Annotated in this window: 21 protein-coding genes; 18 read left to right on the forward strand and 3 right to left on the reverse strand. The window is 66.0% G+C overall.

Features of this window, described 5'->3' with window-relative positions:
* Positions 1-607 precede the first annotated feature (607 nt).
* Positions 608-2,293, forward strand: coding sequence for a glycoside hydrolase family 88 protein (locus VHL31_RS21890; protein WP_329663366.1), 1,686 nt, complete (start codon positions 608-610; stop codon positions 2,291-2,293).
* Positions 2,294-2,512: 219 nt separating this feature from the next.
* On the opposite strand, the gene VHL31_RS21895 is transcribed toward VHL31_RS21890, so the two are convergent.
* Positions 2,513-3,247: an SDR family NAD(P)-dependent oxidoreductase gene (locus tag VHL31_RS21895; RefSeq protein ID WP_329663367.1), complete on the reverse strand. Its 735-nt coding sequence runs from the start codon at positions 3,245-3,247 to the stop codon at positions 2,513-2,515.
* A 94-nt stretch (positions 3,248-3,341) separates the two neighbouring features.
* Between VHL31_RS21895 and VHL31_RS21900 the strand changes: the two genes are divergently transcribed.
* The 7 genes from VHL31_RS21900 to VHL31_RS21930 all read left to right on the forward strand — a co-directional run bounded on the left by VHL31_RS21900 (position 3,342) and on the right by VHL31_RS21930 (position 9,007).
* The gene (locus tag VHL31_RS21900) at positions 3,342-4,244 is read left to right on the forward strand and encodes a DMT family transporter (protein ID WP_329663368.1); all 903 of its coding nucleotides are present in this window, start codon (positions 3,342-3,344) and stop codon (positions 4,242-4,244) included.
* Between the two features lie 27 nt (positions 4,245-4,271).
* Complete coding sequence (locus VHL31_RS21905; RefSeq protein WP_329663369.1) at positions 4,272-4,898, forward strand: LysE/ArgO family amino acid transporter; 627 nt, start codon at positions 4,272-4,274, stop codon at positions 4,896-4,898.
* Positions 4,899-4,935: 37 nt separating this feature from the next.
* Complete coding sequence (locus tag VHL31_RS21910; protein WP_329663370.1) at positions 4,936-5,421, forward strand: GNAT family N-acetyltransferase; 486 nt, start codon at positions 4,936-4,938, stop codon at positions 5,419-5,421.
* Positions 5,422-5,868: 447 nt separating this feature from the next.
* A complete protein-coding gene (locus VHL31_RS21915) occupies positions 5,869-6,144 on the forward strand; it encodes a hypothetical protein (RefSeq protein WP_329663371.1) in 276 nt (91 codons plus the stop codon).
* Between the two features lie 53 nt (positions 6,145-6,197).
* Positions 6,198-7,196, forward strand: coding sequence for a TRAP transporter substrate-binding protein (locus tag VHL31_RS21920; RefSeq protein ID WP_329663372.1), 999 nt, complete (start codon positions 6,198-6,200; stop codon positions 7,194-7,196).
* 12 nt (positions 7,197-7,208) lie between these two features.
* Positions 7,209-7,736 (forward strand): TRAP transporter small permease, encoded by a 528-nt coding sequence (locus tag VHL31_RS21925; RefSeq protein WP_329663373.1) that lies wholly within the window; start codon positions 7,209-7,211, stop codon positions 7,734-7,736.
* A complete protein-coding gene (locus VHL31_RS21930; protein ID WP_329663374.1) occupies positions 7,736-9,007 on the forward strand; it encodes a TRAP transporter large permease in 1,272 nt (423 codons plus the stop codon). Before VHL31_RS21925 ends, VHL31_RS21930 begins: the two co-directional genes overlap by 1 nt.
* A 200-nt stretch (positions 9,008-9,207) precedes the next feature.
* Here the strand turns inward: VHL31_RS21930 and VHL31_RS21935 are convergent, their stop codons facing one another.
* The gene (locus VHL31_RS21935) at positions 9,208-9,963 is read right to left on the reverse strand and encodes a triose-phosphate isomerase (RefSeq protein WP_349262522.1); all 756 of its coding nucleotides are present in this window, start codon (positions 9,961-9,963) and stop codon (positions 9,208-9,210) included.
* A 159-nt stretch (positions 9,964-10,122) separates the two neighbouring features.
* On the opposite strand from VHL31_RS21935, the gene VHL31_RS21940 reads away from it, so the two are divergent.
* The 10 genes from VHL31_RS21940 to VHL31_RS21985 all read left to right on the forward strand — a co-directional run bounded on the left by VHL31_RS21940 (position 10,123) and on the right by VHL31_RS21985 (position 22,002).
* A complete protein-coding gene (locus tag VHL31_RS21940) occupies positions 10,123-11,028 on the forward strand; it encodes a sugar-binding transcriptional regulator (RefSeq protein WP_329663376.1) in 906 nt (301 codons plus the stop codon).
* Between the two features lie 43 nt (positions 11,029-11,071).
* Positions 11,072-12,511: an ABC transporter substrate-binding protein gene (locus tag VHL31_RS21945; protein ID WP_329663377.1), complete on the forward strand. Its 1,440-nt coding sequence runs from the start codon at positions 11,072-11,074 to the stop codon at positions 12,509-12,511.
* A gap of 78 nt (positions 12,512-12,589) precedes the next feature.
* Positions 12,590-13,519: a sugar ABC transporter permease gene (locus VHL31_RS21950; RefSeq protein WP_329663378.1), complete on the forward strand. Its 930-nt coding sequence runs from the start codon at positions 12,590-12,592 to the stop codon at positions 13,517-13,519.
* Position 13,520: 1 nt separating this feature from the next.
* Positions 13,521-14,378, forward strand: a complete 858-nt coding sequence (locus VHL31_RS21955) for a carbohydrate ABC transporter permease (RefSeq protein ID WP_329663379.1) — start codon at positions 13,521-13,523, stop codon at positions 14,376-14,378.
* Positions 14,379-14,383: 5 nt separating this feature from the next.
* Complete coding sequence (locus VHL31_RS21960) at positions 14,384-15,481, forward strand: ABC transporter ATP-binding protein (RefSeq protein ID WP_329663380.1); 1,098 nt, start codon at positions 14,384-14,386, stop codon at positions 15,479-15,481.
* A 7-nt stretch (positions 15,482-15,488) separates the two neighbouring features.
* The gene (locus VHL31_RS21965) at positions 15,489-16,586 is read left to right on the forward strand and encodes an ABC transporter ATP-binding protein (RefSeq protein WP_329663381.1); all 1,098 of its coding nucleotides are present in this window, start codon (positions 15,489-15,491) and stop codon (positions 16,584-16,586) included.
* The gene (locus tag VHL31_RS21970) at positions 16,583-18,136 is read left to right on the forward strand and encodes an FGGY-family carbohydrate kinase (protein ID WP_329663382.1); all 1,554 of its coding nucleotides are present in this window, start codon (positions 16,583-16,585) and stop codon (positions 18,134-18,136) included. The genes VHL31_RS21965 and VHL31_RS21970 overlap by 4 nt, the downstream gene beginning before the upstream one ends.
* A complete protein-coding gene (locus VHL31_RS21975) occupies positions 18,133-19,188 on the forward strand; it encodes a 2-hydroxyacid dehydrogenase (RefSeq protein WP_329663383.1) in 1,056 nt (351 codons plus the stop codon). Before VHL31_RS21970 ends, VHL31_RS21975 begins: the two co-directional genes overlap by 4 nt.
* Before the next feature lie 10 nt (positions 19,189-19,198).
* Positions 19,199-20,761, forward strand: coding sequence for a glycerol-3-phosphate dehydrogenase (locus VHL31_RS21980; RefSeq protein WP_329663384.1), 1,563 nt, complete (start codon positions 19,199-19,201; stop codon positions 20,759-20,761).
* Positions 20,758-22,002 carry an FGGY-family carbohydrate kinase gene (locus VHL31_RS21985; RefSeq protein ID WP_329663385.1) on the forward strand — a complete coding sequence of 415 codons (1,245 nt, stop codon included), beginning with the start codon at positions 20,758-20,760 and terminating at the stop codon, positions 22,000-22,002. Before VHL31_RS21980 ends, VHL31_RS21985 begins: the two co-directional genes overlap by 4 nt.
* A gap of 70 nt (positions 22,003-22,072) precedes the next feature.
* On the opposite strand, the gene VHL31_RS21990 is transcribed toward VHL31_RS21985, so the two are convergent.
* Positions 22,073-22,306 (reverse strand): hypothetical protein (locus VHL31_RS21990; protein ID WP_329663386.1); only part of this gene is annotated, 234 nt, incomplete at its 5' end.

Consider the following 22,306-nt stretch of genomic DNA (forward strand, 5'->3'; position numbering starts at 1 on the left):
GCGTTCTTCACGTCCTCCAGCAGCGCACACGTCGTTGCATCCGGCCGGCGCGGAGCGCCCAGAGCAGGAGATGGGTGTCGAGCAGCAGGCGCATCAGCGTCCAACGAACATGTCGAGCACGTCGTCAGGCGCGGCGCATCGAAAGCCGACGACGTCCGGATCTTGCCGACCAATTCCCTGGGTCCCCCGCGCGCCTCGTCGGTCCCACCAGCTTCGCAACGGGCTTGCCGGCCCGCGCACTGGCGATCTTCTCTCCTTCCGCCGCCCTGTCCACCAATCGGGAGAGATGGGCCTTTGCGCCATGGCTGTTGATGGTCGTGATTCGACCCAGACTTCGGCTTGACCCTGAACGAGCGACAACGCCCCCGCAAGCTTGACCATTCGCCATCAGGTCGGTGCCGTCTGTGCCAGCAGTTCAGCAACATTTCCGGCACTTGAGGTACGAATGTCTTTCTCCGCGTAATCTATAGAGATTCGGCCGAGATGATTGTGCACGGATGGAAGTGGGAGATGAGAATTTGTCGCTGCTCGCCTTGAGGACTACATCTGGACACTTGTCCCTCGCAATGTTCTGCTGAAGCGTCTGATGCGCGGTAGGAGCCTCACGTTGCGCGGATGGGTCAAAGCAGCACTATTCGTCATCGGCGGCTTATGGCCATGGCTGGCGCATGCCTCCTCGGCCACTGCCGCCCCGATCGACTGGGGCCAGAAGATCGCCGAAGCAGCCCTCACCGACAGGTCCGGTGATCCGCTGTCCGGCAGGAATCGGGTCTGGAGCTATCAACAGGCTCTTTACCTGCTGGGCCTGAAGCAGGTCTACGACCGGACCGGCGACGAGCGGCTGCTCGACCATCTGGAGCAGTGGGGCCGGCAGCATGTCGAGCCGGACGGGCGGATTGTCGCCTCGCCGGGCGGCGAGCCCATCGTTCTCGACACGCTGGACAGCCTAATGCCCGGCCGCGTGGTGCTGGTGCTCTGGCAGATAACCGGCGACACCCGCTACCGACTTGCCGCCGAGACGATCCGCCAGCGCCTCGCCGACTGGCCGGGCACCTGCAACGGCGCCTTCTGGCACAAGGATTCGCCCAAGCCATGGTCGGCCAACGTCATCTGGGCGGATGGCTCGTTCATGTTCGCGCCGTTCCTGGTCGAGTACAGCCGCCTGTTCCCGGCCGACGCCAATACCGGCCGTGACGAGGCCGCGCGGCAGCTGGAGGCTTATGGCAGCCTTCTCCAGGATCCGGACTCGGGCCTGCTCTGGCACGCCTTCGACCAGGATCGCTACCATCCCTGGGCAAAGCAGCCCAACCCGCAGCATGCCCCGGTCATCTGGTGCCGTGCGGTCGGCTGGTACGGGGTGGCGCTGGTCACGGTGCTGGACGGGCTGCCGGTGAACCATCCGTACCGCGTGCCGCTGCTGAACCGCCTGACGAAGCTGATGGATGGCTATCGGCGCTACCTCGTTCCCTCGGAGGGCAGGTGGCGCCAGGTAATGAATGCGCCGGCCACCATCGAGACGGAGGACGGGCCGCTCACCAATTTCACCGAGACGTCCTGCTCGGCGCTTCATGCCTATGTGGTCGCACGCGCTGTCGAGGAAGGTTGGCTGACCCTGGCCCAGCATCGTGCCGCCGCCCTGGCCGCGCAGGGCGTGGTGTACCGCCTCTCCCTCGACGAGGGCCGGCCCGTCCTTGACGGCGCCGTCAAGGGCACCGGCATCGGTGCCGATCAGGCCGCCTACCTGAACCCGGCCTCGATCGTCCGGAACGACCTCCATGGGCTCGGCGCGTTCCTGCTCATGTACGAATCCGCCCTGCGCCGGCCGCCGCCCGATGCGATCCAGCTGCAGATCGAGGCCGAGGCCGGAACGGTCCGCAGGCCGATGGCGGTGCTTGCCGAGGCTGATGCGAGCAACGGCCGCCTGGTGGCAATCCCGCGGTCACCGGACGGCCCGGCGATCGACCCGGCCGGCCGCATGCTGGTCACGGTCGACCTGCCCAGGGCCGGCCGCTACCGCATCTGGGGCCGCTTCCTGGCGCCGTCCACCGACGCCAACACGCTGCGCCTGCGCATCGACGGCAAGGCCTGGTGGACCTGGGACATCCAGCCCCACCCGACGCTGTTGCGCTGGGATTCGCTGCGCATCGATACCGGCTACGCCACGCCCCCCATGCTCAACCTCGCCGCCGGCCGCCATACGATCGAGCTGGGCTATGGCGAAGGCGGCCTCCGGATCGACGCCCTGCTCCTTACGACGGCCAAGGTCTACGCTCCGGTGGGCGAGGAGCAGTAGCCGCACAGGACTTAGGTCCTGCACCCGGCGTTCGTTCATGCTATCCTGGCTGCCGAGTCGACAGCCAGGGTTCTCGCATCATGCTCTGCATCACCAACATCGCCCGCAGCATGAACGAACCCGAGGAGGTATTCATTTTCAACGACTTGCCGTGCCGGCCCGCCCGGCGGCCGCTGCGGCCGGGTGGGCATTTCTGCATGAACGAACCCGAGCATGAACTCAGTGCGAGGGGGCGCCCCACATCACGCCGCCATCCGCGACCAGGGTGTGACCGGTGATGTAGGAGGCTTCGTCCGACAGGAGGAAGGCTGCGACGGAAGCCATCTCCTCGGGTGCGGCCGCCCTGCCCAGCGGAACCATCTCCTCGAACGCCCGCAGGCTGTCCGGATCGTTCAGCCAGTCGGGGTTCATGGGCGTCAGCACGCCGCCCGGTGCCAGGTTGTTGACGCGCACACCCTTGCGGGCCTGGGCCAGCGCCAGCGTCCTGGTCAGCCCGGCGAGGCCAGCTTTCGACGCGGCGTAGCCAATATCCTCCTCCAAGGGCGTGATCTCGTGGACCGAGGACACGAACACGATGGCGCCGGTCGGGCCTTTGCGGTGCTTCAGGAAGGTCCTGGCCGACAGGTAGGCGCCCTTCAGGTTGACCCCGTGAACGACGTCCCAATCGGCGGATGGATAGTCGCTCGGATCGTTGATCCGCTTGGTCGCCGCGTTGGCGACCAGGTACTCCAGCCCCCCGAACGCATCTGCGACCTGGGCGAACGCCGCCTCCAGCGCCGCCTCGCTCGCCACGTCCGCCTCGACCGCCAGGTGCGGCCCGCTGTCCGCCTTCATGGCGTGCAGCACGTCCTGCGCCTGGTCCGCCTGCCCGAAATGGAGGACGGCCACCCGCACGCCCTCCTCCGCCAGCCGGATCGCCGTCGCCTGGCCGATGCCGGTGGCAGCCCCCGTCACGATCGCCCTTTTCCCGAAAAGCCCGTGCACTCTCTCGTCTCCTCGTCCCGCAGCGCCTACACCAGCCCTGCGGCAGCCTTGTGCGGGACGGACGGTGACGGATCGCGAGCATCTGGTCGAGCGGGCGGCACCCTTTGTGTTCCTGTTCCTGTGGAGTGGCGGCTATGTCGCCGCACGTCTGGGCATCGTCGACAGCACGCCTGTCACCCTTGTCGCCATCCGCTTCGTGCTGGCAGCGTTCCTGTTCGTGCTGATCGCGAGCCTGCTGGGCGCACGCTGGCCCAGGGGCCGGCAACTCTTCTGGATCGCCGTGGTGGGCCTGCTGAACCAGGGCGTCTACTTCATCTGCGCCTACCTCGCCTTTGGCCAGGGGATCGGCGCCGGCACGGCTGCGCTCATCAATGCGCTGCAGCCCGTCCTCACCGCCTGCGTGGCGCTGCCGCTTCTCGGCGAGCGGGTTCGGCCCTGGCAGTGGCTGGGCCTGGTGCTGGGCCTCTCGGGCGTCACCTGCGTCATCTGGAACAAGCTGGCGCTGGGCTTCGGCACCCCGCTCGGCGTCGCCTGGGGTTTCGCCACCGTGCTGGCGGTCACGATCGGCACGCTGATACAGAAGCGCTTCTGCCCGGTCTTCGACCTCTGGAGCGGCGGTGCCGTCCAGTATCTCGCCGCCGCCAGCCTGAGCGTCCTGGTCGCACCCTTGGCCGAGACCCCAGCCGTCAACCTTACCCCGACCTTTCTGGGCGTGATGGCCTATCTCGTCATCGGCAACTCCGTGATCGCCGTCAGCCTGATGAATCTGATGATCCGCAAGGGTGAAGCCGCCCGCGTCACCAGCCTGCTCTACCTGGTTCCCGGCGGAGCCGCCCTGTTGGCCTGGCCGATCCTGGGCGAGACCTTCTCGCCCCTCGCACTCCTGGGTCTGGTCACGGCCGGCACGGGCGTGTGGCTGGTCATGGGCGGCGGACGCCGGCTAGGCTCGGCCAGAACTGCCGGCTGACTGGTCCGGCCGCCACTCGGGCTCACCATGCCACCATCCAACCTCGGCCCAGCCCTGCAGGGTCTGGCCCTGGGCTTCGGCCTGATCGTCGCGATCGGCGCGCAGAACGCCTTCGTCCTGCGCTGCGGCCTGGTGCGCCGGTTTGTCCTGCCGGTCGTCCTGCTCTGCGCCTTCTCGGACGCGATCCTGATCGCCGCCGGCTGCATCGGGCTTGGCACGCTCATCAGCGGCTCGCCCGGCCTGCTGCGCGCGGTGGCAGCCGGCGGTGCCCTGTTCCTGGCCTGGTACGGGATTGCCGCCTTGCGCCGGGCCCTGCATCCGGGCGCTCTTCGAGCCGATGCCGGCATTCCGCAGACGCTGGGAGGTGCCCTTGCCACCGCCGCCGCCTTCACCTGGCTGAACCCGCACGTCTACCTGGACACCGTGGTCCTGCTCGGCAGCATCTCGGCCCGCTTCGCCGGCACCCAGCGACTCGCCTTCGGCACGGGTGCTGCCGTTGCCTCCTTCATCTGGTTCATCGGCCTGGGCTATGGTGCGCGCCTGCTGAGCCCGCTCTTCGCCCGTCCTGCCGCCTGGCGCGTGCTGGACCTGATCATCGCCGTCGTGATGTTCATGATCGCCCTGCCGCTCGCCCGCTCGGCCTGGCAAGGCTAGACCTGTCTCCCCTTGGACGCTCATGGACCTGTACCCGATGACGATCACCATCCGCGACCTGTGCGCCGCCGACCGCGAACTGATGGTCCGCTGGACGGTGGACTTCTTCGGCGACCTGAAGGCCGGCGGCGATCCCTATTTTGCCGGGGCGGTGCTGCGCCCTGACATGGTCGAGCGCGAACTGATCCTGCCCTTGCCCGACGGGCGCCTCGGCGTGATGGCCCTGCGGGACAGTCACCCGGCCGGCTACCTGACCGCCCGCCTCGACCGTCCCTTCGTCAACGAATCGCCGATCCATCAGGTCGGCCATGTCAGCCACGTCTACGTGGCGCCCGAGCACCGCCGCCATGGTGTGGCCACGGCCCTGCTCCAACATGCCGAGCGCTGGTTCGCCAATCGGGGCATCGGCTGGATGCAGATCTCCTGGCAGCCAGGCAATCCGATGGCCGACGCGGCTTGGCGCGCCGCCGGCTTCGAGCCCTACCGGATCTATGGCCGCAGGCGCGTGGACGACGACGGGTGAATTAGGTAGACTATCCTAGATGGCTCGATCGCTCATGGTCGGAATGCAGACATGGGAGATCGGGATGAACCAGACGGCACATGTGAGATGGAGCGCCAATGGAACGAAAGGGCGCACGCTCGCCTCCGCCGTCTGGTCAAACCACCGGCCAATGCAGCCGTGGCAAGGGTCAGGCGCAGGATCGTGGCGTGGTTCGCCCCGATGTAGCGGCCCAGGTGCTCTAGACGACGCCTTCTTGGCCAGCGGAAAGGTCCCGGCCAGCCTGCTTGTCGGGTTGACCAACGGCAGCAACAACTACATGGTCGGACACGATCTATCGTATATGCAGTCATCGGTTTGGCGATAGAAGAACACAAGATCGAACGGGCAGCACTCCTGGACCACTGCGCAAACTGCCAGGCGACGTCCAGCCGATATCATGATCCAGTTCGACAGGCGGGGCAGGTGATGACCGACGAGCCGATGGACGGGAGCCTTGGCGGCGATCGCGACTTCACCGAAGCCGACAATGCTTTCCAGGTTGCCGTCTTGCCCGATACTGGCGATGAGCCTTTCCAGGATCCGCGTGTCCATCTGCCCGTGTCGCGGCTCTCTGGGCAGCGCGAGCAGGACCCAGATCTGGCCCGCACCCAGCATCTCACCATCCCTCTGGATCCGGCCGGACAGGCTGCAGAACGGATGCGCGAGCACCTGCTGGTCTCGAAGCAAAGCCTCGTAGACTAGCGTTGCGATCGTCCCGGCAGCGGGATCCAACAACCTTCAGGGAGACGCTGACAATGATGAAAAGATTGCTGACTGCGTTGTCGGTCACCACCGTCTTGATCGCAGGCGGCGTCGCCAAGGCCGAAACGCTCCGCTTCGGCCACGCCAATGCGCCGGGCGAGGTCCTGAACGACCTGTTCAACGAGTTCGCGGAGAAGGTGAAGGAGCGCACCGGCGGCGAGCTGGAAATCCAGGTCTTTCCTGCCGAGCAGCTTGGCAAGGAGGCCGACCTCGTTCAGCAGGTGAAGTTCGGCGCCCTCGACATCTCCGCACCGAGCATGCCCGTCATGTCCTCGCTGGTCCCGGCCATGGAAATGGCCAGTGCACCTTTTCTGTGGAAGAGCTGGGAAGAGGCCGAGAAGGTGATCCAGGGGCCAGCCTTCGCCCCGCTTTGGGATGAACTGCGTGATCAGCACAACATCGTGCCACTCACCAAGATATCCTATTGGGGCTGGCGCAACTTCACCTTCACCGATCGTGAGGTCCGCAAGCCTGAGGACATGGCCGGCCTGAAGATCCGCGTGCCGGAAAGCCCGATCTGGGTCGAGATGGTCCGTGCGTTCGGCGCTGCGCCCACGCCCATCCCCTTCGGCGAGGTCTACACCGCCCTGCAGCAGAAGACAGTGGATGGTCAGGAGAACCCTATTCCGACCATCTACTCCCGTAAGTTCTACGAAGTGCAGGGCGTGCTGACGCTCGACCGGCACATGCTGCAGAACAACACGATCGTGATCGCCAAGACGACCTGGGACCGCCTGCCGGAGGAGCAGCAGAAGGTATTGGTGGAGGAGGCGGCTGCGATCTCGGCCAAGAATACCGAGCTGCAGCAGGGCCGTGAGGAAAGCATGCTCGAGGAGATCCGCAAGTCCGGCCGGACCAAGATCATCGAGGATGTCGACGCCGAGGCCTTCCAGAAGGCGATCGAGCCGATCTACCCGGAGCTGGCAACTCGCTGGGGCGAGGAGCATTGGCAGCGCCTGCAGGACGCAATCGCACAGGTTCGTGCCCAATAGCGGAACCTGCGCATGCCTGCCTCCTGGCTCGTGCGGCTCGACGACGGGCTGGGCTACGCCGAGGATCTGTTCCTCGGCGTAGCCCACGCCATCATTGCCGGCCTCGTCATCGCCGCTGTGTTCTTCCGCTACGTCGTGAGTGATCCGCTCGTCTGGTCGGAAGAATTCATCGTCATCGTCTTCACCTGGATGCTGTTCATCGGCCTTTCCAGCGGCTTCCGCGCACGCATGCATCTGCGCATCGATGCGCTGCTCGTGGTGCTGCCCGGGCGATGGCGCGGATTCCTGGGCGTACTGGCCGTGATCGCGACGCTCGTGACGCTTCTGTGCCTGGCATGGTTCGGCACGCAGCTCTGCATGACCATGTACCGGTCACCCACACCGATGATGCGCATCTCGTCCGCCTGGGCGATCGCGGCGGTACCGGCCGGGGCCGTTCTTTCCTGCATCCACATTCTGCGCCATGCCATCTGTGACGGCCTCAATCGTACGCTCTGGCCGGACGACCTGATCGGCGCCGCCGAAGAGGAGGCGGTCTGATGCTGGTGCTCGCCCTGGTCTTCGCCTTGCTCGTGGCGGTCGGCACGCCTGTTGCGATCGCCATGATCGCCTCGTCGGGCTTCGTGATCTGGCAGGAGGGTATCCCGCTCTCGCTCGTGGCCCAGCGCATCTTCGCCGGCCTGCAGTCCTTCCCCCTTCTGGCCGTGCCGCTGTTCACCTTGGCCGGTTCCTTGATGAACGAATCGGGGATCAGCGAGCGGCTGTTTGCCTTTACCCGCGCGATCGTAGGCCATATCCGCGGCGGCCTTGCTCAGACAGCCATCATCGGCAACGTGTTCCTGTCCGGCATTTCCGGCTCATCCATCGCTGATACCGCCGCCACCACTCGAGTGCTGGTCCCGCAGCTGGAACGCAGCGGCTACAGCCGCGCGTTCGGTGCAGCCCTTTCAGCCTCGGCAGGGACGCTCGGGCCGATCATCCCCCCGTCCATCCTGATGGTGCTCTATGCCTGGCAGGCGAACGTCTCGCTCGGCGCACTCTTCATCGCTGGTCTGATTCCCGGCGTGGTGATGGCAGGGGCCATGGCCACAGTGATCATGATCCTAGCGAGGATCCGGAACTATCCGACCTCGGGCGCCTTTCGGGCGAGCGTGCTCTGGGCCACGTTCAAGCGTGCCATCTGGGCGCTCCTGATGCCGGTCATCATCATCGTGGGCTTTCGCCTGGGTGCCGTGACCGCCACCGAGATAGCCGGCATTGCTGCGCTCTATTCGGCGCTCATCGGCATCTTCGTCTATCGCACGCTCAAGTGGTCGAGCCTGCCGCACATCCTGACCACGACGGCCCGCGAGACGGCCGTCATCCTGATGATCGCCGGGGCGGCCTCCCCGTTCAGCTGGATCCTCGGCATCGAGCAGGCACCGCAGCTCGTCGTGCAGACGCTGACCGCGGTCAGTTCCGAGGCCTGGGTGATCCTGCTCATCCTCAACGTGGCGCTTCTGATCGTCGGCATGTTCGTCGAGACCATCGCCGTCATGATCATCCTGGTGCCAATCCTGCTCCCGCTCCTCACGACGCTGCAGATCGATCTGGTCCACTTCGGCATCGTGCTGCTGGTCAACCTGGTGATCGGACAGCTGACGCCGCCTGTAGGCGTTCTTCTGTTCGTGTCCATCACTATTGCGAAGGTCACGATGGGGCAGATCTTGCGCGAGGTCTGGCCGTTCTTCCTGGGCCTGATCATGGCGCTTGCCCTCATCACCTATCTGCCGGGCCTGAGCATCTGGCTGCCGCACGTCCTGGGCTTTTGAAATGATGGCAACTTCAAGAAGCGAGACCAAGAGCCTCGGGATCACGCCAAATACTTCGGCTACCGGCTAGGGAACTCGTGGGTGGTCACATTGGTGGTCGACTCGGGCTCAGGCGACGGTGCTCCATCATGGCGACAGTCTCATCATGGCTCACCGAGCGCTACAGGCCAGGTCTCCGCTGGCCGCTGACCATTTCAGCGTCAGCCTCTGGCCTCCACGGCTAGCCGCGCGATCTGCAGGAGTCCCTCGGCCGTCCAGGCAGCGCGACCGACGAACAGCCCGTCCACCTCGGGCACCACCGCCAGAGCCTTGGCGTTCTGCGGGTTCACGCTCCCGCCATACAGGACGGGCGGTTCTACCCCGACTTGGTCCACGATCGCCTGCTTGATGGCGGCATGGACCGGCTGGGCATCCTCCGGGGTGGCCGGGACGCCGCCCTCGCCGATCGCCCAGACCGGCTCGTAGGCCAGCCAGACCCTGGCTGCCTCGGCATGGGTGAGGCCGGCCAGAGCCATGCGCGCCTGCCGCGCGTTGGTCTCGATCGCCACCCCAAGCCGTTTCTCGTCCGCCGTCTCGCCGACGCAGACCAGGGGCGTAAGCCCGTGGTCAAGGGCTGCCCGTACCTTGCGGTGCACGTCGAGGTCGGTTTCGCCGAAATGGGCACGGCGCTCGGAATGCCCGAGTTCGATCAGGGTGCCGCCGGCATCGGCGACCATGGCCATCGAGATCTCGCCCGTCCAGGCACCCCTCTCGGCCCAATGCGCGTTCTGGGCGCCGGCCATGACGCCGGTGCCTTCGAGCAGCCGCGTCACCTCGGCAAGGGCGGTCGCCGGGGGAAACACGAACAATTGGATCGTTTCCGGTCGCTCCGCCGCCGCCAGCGCTTCGGCATACGCGCGCGCCATGGCAAGCGTGTGGTTCATCTTCCAGCCGGTGCCGACCCTGAACTTGCCGATCACGACATCCTCCCTGCACGCCAATGCGCGACGTCTTGACACGGAATGCACAAAAGCGCACGCTCGGTTTACGAACGTACGGACAATGCACGAATGTTCAGCGGGGAGGCTGGCCGCGCGTTGAACGGGGAGAATAGCCTCGCGACGAGGGCCGCATGGTTGTCGTTCATCGGCGGGCTGACCCAGGACGAGATAGCCTCGCGCCTCTCCATGAGCCGCGTCAAGGTCAACCGGCTGATCGCGCATGCCCACCGTGAAGGCTTGGTGCGGGTATTTATCGAGGGCACACCGCACGAATGCGTCACCCTGGAAGATCGCCTCAGCCGCCTGTTCGGCCTTTCCGGCTGCTTCGTGGCGCCGACGCTGGATGAGGAAGCCAGCTCCCTGCCGATCGACACGCTGGCGGTTGCAGGCGCCCGGGTGCTCCACTACGCGCTGGAATCCGGCCGCGCCCGCGTGATCGGCGTCGGCCACGGCCGCACGCTTGCCGCCATGGCCGACCGGCTACCGCGCCAGCCCCGTCATGATGTCAAGTTCGTCTCGATCCTGGGCTCGCTCACCCGCAACGCCGCCGCCAACCCGTTCGACGTGATCCACCGCCTGTGCGAGCGGACAGGTGCGGAATCCTACTTTTTGCCTGTACCGTTCTTCGCGGACACCGTGGAGGACAAGTCCGTGCTGATGGCGCAGCGTTCGGTGCGCCATGCGCTGGACATGGCGAAGCAGGCCGACCTCGTGCTGGCGGGAGTCGGCGAAGTCCACGCGGACGCGTTCCTGACGTCCAGCGGCATGATCACTCAGGAGGAGCTGGCCGAACTTGTCCGCCAGGGGGCGATGGGCGAAATCTTGGGCCGGTTCTTCGACGCCAAGGGCAAGCCCGTGGCCCCGGAAATCAATGCCCGCGCGATCGCCATCGATCTGAACGACCTGCATGGCAAGGAAGTCATCGTGGTGGCCGGCGGCAGGAGCAAGCCGCAGGCGATCCGCTCCATTCTCGCCACGGGCCTGGTCACCCGCCTCGTCACGGACGAGGCAACTGCGCGCGCGATCAGCGAGACGCGCTAGAACCGTTTTCGTCGTTGATGGATATCAAGGGAGGTCGAAGAACATGTCGACGAAGCAAAGAGATACGATCCAGCAGTTCCTGAAGGGCGGCATGAGCCGCCGCGAGCTCGGGCGCCGCATGGGCCGCCTGGGCGTGGGCGCCGCCGCCGCGTCCTACATGCTCAACAAGGGCATGAGCGAGGCGCAGGCAGCCGACTTTGACTGGAAGAAGCACAGCGGCAAGACGATCAACCTCCTCCTGAACAAGCATCCTTATGCGGATGCGATGATCGCCAACATCGAGAACTTCAAGTCCATGACCGGCATGGACGTGAAGTACGACGTGTTCCCCGAGGACGTTTACTTCGACAAGGTCGCTGCCGCCCTGTCCTCGAAGAGCAGCCAGTACGACGCGTTCATGACCGGTGCCTACCAGACCTGGCAGTACGGTCCGGCCGGCTGGATCGAGGACCTGAACGAGTACATCTCCGACACCGACCAGACCAATCCGAGCTACAACTGGGACGACATCCTCCCGGGCCTGCGCGCATCGACCGCCTGGTCGGGCGTTCCTGGTGCGGAGCTGGGTGGTGAAGATTCCAGGCAGTGGGCGCTGCCCTGGGGCTTCGAGCTGAATTCGATCGCCTACAACCGCCGGATCTTCGAGCAGGTCGGCGTTCAGCCCGCGAAGAACCTGCCGGAACTGGTCGACCTTGCGTCGAAGATTACCAAGTCGGACGCCGGCGTGTACGGCATCGGCGTGCGCGGCAGCCGCTCCTGGGCCACCATCCATCCGGGCTATCTCTCCGCGTTCGCGAACTACGGAGCGAAGGACCTGGAGGTCACCGACGGCAAGCTCAAGGCCGCGATGAACTCGGCGGTCAGCAAGGAAATGACCGGCCTTTGGGTCAAGATGATCCAGGAGTCCGGCCCGAAGAACTGGGCGACCTACACCTGGTACCAGGTCGGCACCGACCTGGGTGCTGGCGCCTCTGCCATGATCTACGACGCCGACATCCTCGGCTATTTCATGAACGGTGGCGACAACAAGGAAGCCGGCAACCTGGCCTACAGCGCGTTTGCCCCGAACCCGGCCGCCAAGGCGCCGACGCCGAACGTCTGGATCTGGTCGCTCGCGATGAGCAGCTTCGGGAACCAGAAGGACGCCACTTGGTACTTCATGCAGTGGGCGTCCGGCACCGAGCACGGCCTGTTCGGCGCGCGCAAGATGGACTTCGTCAACCCGGTGCGCTCCAGCGTCTGGGCGGACCAGGAGTTCCGTGACCGGATCGCCAAGTCCTATCCGGGCTATCTCGAGCAGTTCGAGGCTTCCAGCCCCGGCTCGAAGATCTACTTCACCCCGCAGCCTCTGTTCCAGACCGTGACCACGGACTGGGCCGCAGCGCTGCAGAAGATGGTCGCCAACGAAATCCCGGTCGACGAGGGCCTGGACCAGTTGGCCGCCAGCATCGACGAGCAGCTGGTCGCCGCCGGCCTAGGCTGATCGTCGTTCATCGACCCGGGCCTGCTTCCTGCGAGGAGGCAGGCCCGGCCTTTTGCTTCCAATGGACCGCACGGCATCATGGCTGTCACCACCGCTCCCCATCCTGTACCTGCCCGGACGAAGAGCCGACTGGCCCCCGCCCTGCTGCCCTATCTCCTGTCGCTGCCGGCCCTTCTGGTCTGCATCGGCATCATCATCCCGTTCTTCACCGCGGTCTGGTACAGCCTGCAGCGCTACAACATGAACCTGCCCTCTCTGCGCGGGTTCGTGTGGTTCCAGCAGTATGTGGACCTCTTCACCAACCGGGGCTTCTGGCATACCGTCTCCGTGTCGCTCACCTACACGGTGGCCACGGTCGTCCTGGAACTGCTGCTGGGCCTGGGCATCGCACTCCTGCTGCGGCGGCCGACCAAGCTCCACAACATCATGAGCATCGCCTTGCTCCTGCCACTGATGGTGGCCCCGGCGATCGCCGCCTTGATGTGGAAGCTGATGACCCATCCGGACTTCGGCATCCTGAGCTGGCTCATCCAGCAGATCGGTATCACCGACTTTCGCTGGGCATCCGCGCCATCGACGGCGCTCTTCACCGTGCTGCTGGTCGACATCTGGGTCTATACGCCCTTCATGATGATCCTCCTGCTGGCGGGCCTGCGTGGCCTGCCCAAGCAGCCGTTCGAGGCGGCCGCCCTGGACGGCGTGCCTGCTTCGTTCGTGTTCTTCCGCATCACCCTGCCGATGCTCACCCCCTACATGATCACGGCCGCCCTGTTCCGGATGCTCGACAGCATCCAGCAGTTCGACATCATCTACGCGATGACCCAGGGCGGACCCGGTGATACGCTGATGGTGTTCCAGGTCATGGCGTATCTGGAGTTCTTCCAGAACTTCAATGTCGGCCGCTCAGCCGCCGTGCTCATGGTGCTGTGGGCGATCGCCTACCTCCTTTCCAACATCTTCATCAAACACTGGCTGCGCCTGCGCGAGCGCGCCCGCGGAGCAGCGTGACATGGAACGCGACAACCTGCTCGTCACCATCCTGCGCGGCATCGCCTTGCTGGTCGTGGGGCTGTTCTTCCTGTTCCCATTGTTCTGGGTGGCGCTGATGTCCTTCCAGACCAACGAGCAGATCCTGCGAATCCCGCCGTCGATCGTGTTCGAGCCGACCCTGTCCAACTACTGGGCGCTCATTTCTGGCAGGCTGGTGAGCAATGCGGGCATCCTCGAGATCAAGTTCATGGGCAATCTGTGGAACAGCGTGCTGCTTTCCACGACGTCGGTTGCCCTGGCGCTCCTCCTTGGCGTGCCCGCGGCCTATGCATTCGCGCGATTCCGCTTCCGCCTGAGCGAGGACATCGCATTCACGCTCCTGTCCTTCCGCTTCGCGCCGCCGCTGCTCGTCCTCCTGCCGCTCAGTCTCTACTTCCAGGACATCGGCCTGACCGACACCTATGTCGGCTTGATCTGGGTCTACCAGCTGATCGCCTTGCCGCTGATCCTCTGGATCGTGCGCGGCTATTTCGAGGACATCAGCCCCGACATCGAGCACGCCTACCGGATCGATGGTCATTCCTGGTGGAAGACCTTCACGAGGATCGCCTTGCCTCTGGCGCGGCCCGGCATCGCCGCGGCGGCCCTCCTGTCCTTCATCTTCTGCTGGAACAACTTCATCTTCGCACTGATCCTGGCCTCGGCCGACAAGCAGCCCGTGACCGTGGGTGCCCTCGCCTTCGTCACCGCGTCCGGCATCCAGTACGGGCAGATTGCGGCGGCCGTGCTCCTGTCGATCACGCCCACCCTCCTCCTCGCCCTCTATGCCCAGCGCTACCTCGTCGAGGGTCTGTCGCTCGGCGCCGTGAAGGGTTGACCGATATGGCGTTCCTCGACCTCGACCGCATTTCGGTGGCCTTCAAGAAGGAGCAGGTGCTCAAGGAAGCCTCGCTGTCGGTCGAGCGCGGCGAGACGGTCGTCGTGTTCGGCCCGTCCGGTGGCGGCAAGACCGTCCTCTTGCGGCTCGTCTCGGGCGTGATGCAGCCCGACAGCGGCGACGTGCGGCTGGGCGGCCGGTCGCTGCTGGGTGCCGGGCCGGAACAGCGCGATGTCGGCATGGCCTTCCAGAACTTCGCGCTCTACCCGCACATGCCCGCGTTCGAGAACATCGCGAGCCCGCTGCGCGCCCGTGGCATGGCCGGGGACGAGATCGCCCGCCGCGTCCAGGAGACTGCCCGCCTCCTGAAGATCGACCATGTCCTGAAGCACTTCCCCAAGGAACTCAGCAACGGCCAGAAGCAGCGCACCGCGCTGGGACGGGCGCTCATCGCCGGGCCCGAGGTGCTGCTGCTGGACGATCCGCTCCGCAACGTCGACGCCAAGCTCCGTTACGAGATGCGGATCGAACTGCCGCGCCTGCTGAAAAGCTTCGGCGGTGCCGTTCTCTACGTGACGCAGGACTACAAGGAGGCGATGGCGCTGGGCGACCGGGTGGCGGTGCTGCTGGACGGCAGGTTCCTGCAGGTCGACCGCCCGGCAGAAATCTATCGGAAGCCGGCCGACATCCGGATCGCTAGGCTCTTCGGCGATCCCACCATCAACCTGGTTCCAGTCAAGCCCAGGCTCGGCGCGAACGGGCCGGAGGTGGACATCTTCGGGAGCCGGGTGTCGCTGCCTGCCCAAACCGGGCATCTCCTCGACCGGGACTGCATGCTGGCGCTGCGGCCCGAACATATCGAGGTACGTACCGAGCCCGTGGACGGCGGCATCCCCATGGAGCTGGACGCTGTCACGCCGCTCAACGTCCGCACCGTGCTGTTCCTGCGCAGCCAGGACGGGCGGGAAGTGCTGGCGACCTGTTCAGAGCACGAGCAGGGCCGGTTCGGCCGAGGCCATCGCGCAGTCCACGCCGCGATCGACTTTGGCCGTGCCCTGTTCTTCGACCCGGCTTCGGGTACCCTTCTCCCGGCCGCGGCGTGAGACTCCCATGGCAGAACTGAACCTCATCGCGGTCGACAAGATCTACCAGAGCCGCGGCAAGCCGCCGGTCCACGCTGTTCAGGGCGTGGATATGCGCATCGCGGATGGTGAGATCATTGGTCTGCTCGGCTCGTCTGGTTGCGGCAAGACCTCGACGCTGCGCATGATCGCGGGCTTCGAGGAGGTCAGCCGGGGCGAAATCCGGCTGGGAACGCGGCTCCTGAACGACCTGGGACCCGCCGAGCGCGGCGTGGCCATGGCCTTCGAGGGCTACGCGCTCTATCCCCCGCTCACCGTGCGCGACAATATCGTCTTTGCACTCCTGCGCGCGAAGACGCCGCGGGCGGAGATCGACCGGCGCGTGGCCGAGATCGCCGCGCTGCTCGAGATCGAGGAGATCCTCGACCGCTACCCGCCCACCATCTCGGCCGGACAGCAGCAGCGCACGTCGCTCGCCCGCGCGCTGGTCCGCCGTGCCGATCTTTCCTTGCTCGACGAACCGATGTCCCAACTGGAGCCACAGCTCCGGGCGATCCTGCGGGCGCGCATCAAGGACTTTCTGATCCAGCACAAGATGACTACCGTGTTCGTCACCCACGACCAGACCGAGGCGCTGGCCCTGGCGGACCGCATCGCGGTCATGGAAGGCGGCGTGCTCCAGCAGTTTGCGACGCCGGCGGACCTGAAGGAGCAGCCCGCCAACCTGTTCGTCGCCTCGTTCATCGGCGAGCCGCCCATGAACATCATGGAAGCGGAAGTCATCGAATCGGACATCGTCGTCCGCACGCAGCGCAACGAGAAGGCCTTCATTCTGCCGGCCTTCCCTGGCGATCGCCCGGGCGACGTGCGGGTCGGCATCCGCCCGCACCGCTTGAAGGTCGGCACTGGCCCTTTGCAGGGCCAGGTCGTGAGCAATCAGTGGCTGGGCGACCAGACCCATCTCGGTATCGAGGTCGCGGGTGTCCTGCTGGTGGCCGTGACCGACGGTGCGCTCAGCGTGGACATCGGCGAGCACGTCCCGGTCGACCTGCCCGGCGACGCGCTGCACCTGTTCGATGCTGCCATGGGCAAGGCGCTTCGGCATGGAATGGGCCCGGTTGCATGAAGCCTGACCTGATCCTTGGCATCGACGCCGGCACCTCGGTCACCAAGGTCGTCGCCTTCGACCTGCAGGGCCGGCAGGTCGCTGCTGCCGCCAAGCCGAACCGCTACGTAAACCTGCCGGGCGGCGGTTGCGAGCAGGACGTGGTGCAGACCTGGCTGGATTGCGCCGAGGTGCTCCGCGACCTCGGCACGAAGGTGCCCGACCTGGCAGACCGCGTCCTCACCGTTGGCGTCACCGCGCAGGGCGATGGAACCTGGCTGATCGACAAGGAGGGCGAGCCGGTCACGCCGGCCTGGCTCTGGCTGGACAGCCGGGCTGCTGGCGTGGTCGAGGCGGCCGAGCGTGATGGCACCACAGCCCGCACCTATCCCATCACCGGCTGCGGAATGAACGCATGCCAGCAGTCCGCGCACCTGATGTGGATGAAGCGGCACGCGCCTGAAATCCTGCAACGTGCCGCGACAGGCATGCACTGCAAGGACTGGCTGTACTTCAAGCTGACGGGCATACGCGCAACCGACGTGTCCGAGGGAGTGTTCACGTTCGGCGACTTCCGCCGCCGCGACTACTCGCATGAGGTCCTGGAAGCCTATGAACTCGGCGATTTCAGCCGCCTTCTGCCGCCGATCCTGAACGGTGCGGAGGCCAATCATCCTCTCACGGCCGAAGCGGCAGCACAGGTCGGGCTCAAGCCCGGCACCCCGATTTCGCTTGGGTTCGTCGACGTGGTCTGCACGGCCATGGGTGCTGGCGTCTACGAACGCGGGCGGCGCCTGGGCGTCTCGATCATCGGCTCGACCGGGATGCACATCCGCCTCGCCGGCTCCGCGGACGAGGTGACGCTGGGGCCAGTACCGAGCGGATACACGATGTGCCTGCCAGTCCCGGGTGCCTATACCCAGGCGCAGTCGAACATGGCAGCCACCCTGAACATCGACTGGGCGGTCGATCTGGCCTGTCAGGCCGCCGGGGCACTCGGCCATCAGGTGTCCCGCAGGGACGCCCTGCCCATGCTGGACGCGCGCGTCCTGGACGCCCGTCCAGGTGCTGCCATCTGGCATCCCTACATCCATACGGCCGGGGAGCGTGGGCCGTTCGTGGATGCCAATGCGCGTGCCATGGCAAGCGGGCTCGACCAGAACGTGCAGTTCCTCGACCTGCTCCGCTCCGTCTACGAAGGCCTGAGCTTCGCAGCGCGCGACTGCTACAGCGCGATCGGCCATGTGCCCGAGGAGATCCGACTTGCGGGCGGTGCCGCCCGCTCCAGGACCCTGCGCACCATCCTGGCTTCCGTGCTGGGCGCACCGGTGCGGGCCGGGACACGCGGTGAGGAGGGTGCGACCGGCACGGCGATGATGGCAGCCTGCGCAGTCGGCGTGTTCTCTTCCATGGACGAGGCGGTGACGGCGTGGGTGACGCCGTCGCTGGGCGAGCCCACCTATCCGGACCCGGAGCTGGCGAAGCTCTATGCCAATCTCTTCCCCATCTATCAATCGATCCACCAGCGCATGCGCGACGTCTGGCGGGATCTGGCAAAGGTACGTTCATGACCCGGAAGATCGAAGCCGCGATCATTGGCGACAACTTCATGCGAGCTTCGGTGTTCGAGGCCAACCTGCGCAACATCCAGGGCGTGGAGTGGAATATCCGCAGCCTCGAACTGCCTTGGCCGGACGAACCTTCGTTCCATGGCGAGGAGGGCACCGAGCTCGAAGGCCTGAAGGAGTTGCAAGGCGACCCGGCTGAGCTCGCGAACTTCATCAAGGGGGCGGAGGTGCTGGTATGCCACCTCCCTCCGATCACGCGCTCCATGCTGAAGGTGATTGCGCCGCCCCTGCAGTTGATCGGGGTGAGCCGGGGCGGCCCGGTCAACATCGACATGAAGGCGGCGAAAGATGCGGGGGTGATCGTGGTCAATGCCCCAGGCCGCAACGCCTCGGCAGTAGCCGAGTTCACGATCGGCGCGATCCTGGCCGAGACCCGCCTCATCACGAAGGGCCACGTGTCCTTGAGCCAGGGCATCTGGCGCGGCGACCTCTACCGCGCCGACCTGACCGGGCCGGAGCTCAGCGAGCTGACGGTGGGTCTGATCGGCTACGGCCATATCGGCACGCGGGTGACCAAGCTGCTCAAGCCCTTCGGCTGCAAGATCCTGGTCGACGACCCTTATGTGAAGGTGAGCGAGGAGGACCTGGCTGACGGGGTCGAGCAAGTCGATCTGGCGGAATTGCTGCGCCGCTCGGACGTCGTGTCACTGCATGCCCGCGTCACGCCGGAAACGACCGGCTTCATGAACAAGTCGACCTTCGCCCAGATGAAGAAGGGCGCCTGGTTCATCAACACGGCCCGCGGGCCGATGGTGAACTACCCGGACCTGTACGAGGCGCTGCAGTCGGGCCATCTGCGCGGGGCCATGCTGGAAACCCACGAGGTGGAGCCCTGCCCGCCGGACCTGCCGCTGCTGAAGCATCCCAACGTCACGCTCACGCCGCACATCGCCGGGGCCTCCACCACCACGGTAAAGATCGCGGCCCGGATGATCGGCGCCGAAATCGACCGCTGGATCAAGGGCGAGCCCCTCAAGAACGTCGCCACCAAGTGAACAGCCAACGATGAGCCTTGCGGACCTCGACAAGCTGCCCGACCCGGTCGACCTCGTGGTCGTGGGCGGCGGCGTGAACGGCACCGGCATCGCGCGCGACGCCGTAGGTCGTGGCCTTTCCGTCGTGATGTGCGAGAAGGACGACTTGGCCCAAGGCACCAGCTCCCGCTCGGGCAAGCTGATCCATGGCGGGCTGCGCTACCTCGAGTACTACGAGTTCCGCCTGGTCCGCGAAGCACTCATCGAGCGCGAGATCGTGCTGAACGCAGCGCCGCACATCGTGTGGCCAATGCGCTTCGTGCTGCCGCACAGCCCCGAGCAGCGCCCCCGCTGGCTGATCCGGTTCGGGCTGTTCCTCTACGATCACCTGGGCGGCCGCGCGAAGCTGCCGCCCACCCGATCCCTGGACCTCCGCCGCGACCCGGAGGGAGCACCCATCGTCGACCAGTTCTCGAAAGGCTTCGAGTATTCCGACTGCTGGGTCGACGACGCTCGCCTGGTGGTCTTGAACGCGGTGGATGCAAAGGAGCGTGGCGCGGTCATCCTGACGCGCACCCCCGCCACCTCGGCACGTCGCGACGGCCAGCTCTGGCGCGTGGAGTTCACCGATTCGGCCACGGGCGAGAAGCGGTCGGTCAGGGCGCGTGCCGTCGTCAATGCCGCCGGCCCCTGGATCGAGAAGGTGCTGGGTCAGGTCGTGGGCGTGAACAGCTCGCGGAAGGTGCGGCTGGTCAAGGGCAGTCACCTGATCATCAGGAAGTGGTGGAAGGGCCCCCAGGCCTATCTCCTGCAGAACGATGACAAGCGGGTGATCTTCGTCAACCCGTACGAGGACGACCTCACCCTGATCGGCACGACCGACATCCCCGTCGAAGGCCGTCCGGAAGATGTGCGGGTCGAGCCGAAGGAGCGGGCTTATCTGCTGCGGGTGCTGAACCGCTACTTCAGGCAACAGCTGACCGAAGCCGACATCGTCGCCGAGTTCAGCGGCGTTCGCCCGCTCTACGACGACGACAGCGCCAAGAACGCGTCGGCCGTCACCCGCGACTATGTCTTCGACGTCGACCCGCCCGAACCATCGAAGGAGCGCCCGCCACTCCTGTCGATCTTTGGCGGCAAGATCACGACCTATCGCAAGCTCGCCGAGCACGCGCTCGACAAGCTGCAGCCCTATCTCGGCACCAAGTCCAGCAACTGGACGGCGAGCACGCCCCTGCCTGGCGGCGACATGCCGAATGCCGACTTCGACCGGTGGCTGGAGCAGTTCTCGGCCGCGCGTCCCTGGTTGCCCGAGCATCTGGCCCGCCATTATGCGCGGCTGTACGGCACCCGTGCGATCGGCATGCTGGATGGAGCCACGAGCCTCGCGGACATGGGGCGTCACTTCGGCGGCAAGCTCTATGAGCGTGAAGTCGAGCACCTCGTCGCGAACGAATGGGCGCGAACCGCAAACGACATCCTGACCCGCCGCACCAAGCACTATCTGCACATGTCCAAGGACGAGAAGCGGGCTTTCCAGGCTTGGTTCGAGGCACGGCCAGGCGCGCTGCGCGACGAGTTGGAAGCCGCATGAGCAAGCTGGCCCTGGGAATCGACATCGGGAGCTCGGGTGTTCGTGCCATCGCGATCGATGCCGATGGGACGGTTGTCGCGGAAGCGAAAGCCGGGCTGCCGGAGCCGGATCGCTCCCAAGGCATGATCTGCACTGATGCTGCCGACTGGTGGCAGGCGGTGGAAAGCTGCCTGCACTCGATGCCGCGTGACCGTATCGGCGCCATCGCCGTCGACGGCACCTCCGGGACGCTGCTGCTCTGCAAGGCGGACGGAACGCCGCTCTGTCCGGCACGCCGCTATGACGACGCCGGCAGTGCTGCCCACGCTGTCCGGATCAAGGATCTGGCGCCGGCGGAAAGTGCTGCCCATGGCGCAACATCCCCTGCTGCCAAGCTGCACGACCTTCAGGGCGCTCATCCCGAAGCCGCCATGGCACTGCACCAGGCTGACTGGGTGGTTGGCAAGCTCACCGGTCGCTTCGGCGTCTCCGACGACAACAACGCACTGAAGACCGGCTGGGACCCCGTGGCACGGACCTGGCCAGACTGGCTCGATACCTTCGGTATCGGGCGGCGGCTACTGCCCGAGGTGCTGGAACCAGGGACGGCAGTTGGCCAAGCCGTTCCGGAACTGGGCTTTGCGCCAGGTGCGGTGGTCGTCGCCGGCACGACCGATGGCTGCGCGTCCTTTCTGGCGACGGGTGCAGACCAACCCGGCGACGGCGTGACCGCCCTTGGCACGACCCTTACCCTGAAGCTCCTGTCCGACCGCCCCCTCTTCGACCCGGCCGCCGGCGTGTACAGCCATCGCCTGCTTGGCATGTGGCTGGCGGGCGGTGCGTCCAACACTGGTGGTGCCGCGCTGTTGCGCTTCTTCACGGCCGAGCGGATGCGTGAGCTGGAGCCGCTGCTCGAACCGGACCATCCCACTGGCCTCGATTTCTGGCCGCTAGCCGGTAAGGGCGAACGCTTCCCGGTCGCCGACCCGGCGATGGAGTCGCGCCACGAGCCTCGCCCGGACAGCGATGCGCGGTTCTTCCAGGCACTGCTGGAGGGCGTGGCCAAGGTCGAGCAGCGGGCTTATGCCCGACTGGTCGAGTTGGGGGCACCCAGGCTTTGCTCGGTGCGCACGGTCGGCGGCGGTGCTGCCAACAAGGCATGGACCCGGATCAGGGAGCGAATCCTGAACGTGCCGATGCCTTCGCCGGAGAGCGAGCAGGCAGCCTACGGGACAGCCCTGTTGGCGAGGCGGGCACTCTAGCGCTTGCCCACGGTTGTGCCGGCTGACTGATGGCGAGCGCCCGCCGCTTCCTCTCCATCCGTCGAGGGGACTACCACTTTGATCCGGATGGCAGTTGCCTCTTGAGCCGCCGGTCCAGCTTGAAGCCCGGAACGTCGGCCAGCTGAAACTGGCGGATCGACGAGCTGGTGTGGCGGGCCAGGAGATTGCCCGCATGGCAGGCCAATCCCCAACCGGACGTCAGGCCGCCGGACGCAACGCCGCAATGGCATCGCCATAGTCGCTGGCCCGGAAGATCGAGGATCCGGCTACCAGCACGTCCGCA

Source organism: Geminicoccus sp. (genome assembly GCF_036263595.1).
Taxonomy (GTDB): Bacteria; Pseudomonadota; Alphaproteobacteria; order Geminicoccales; family Geminicoccaceae; genus Geminicoccus.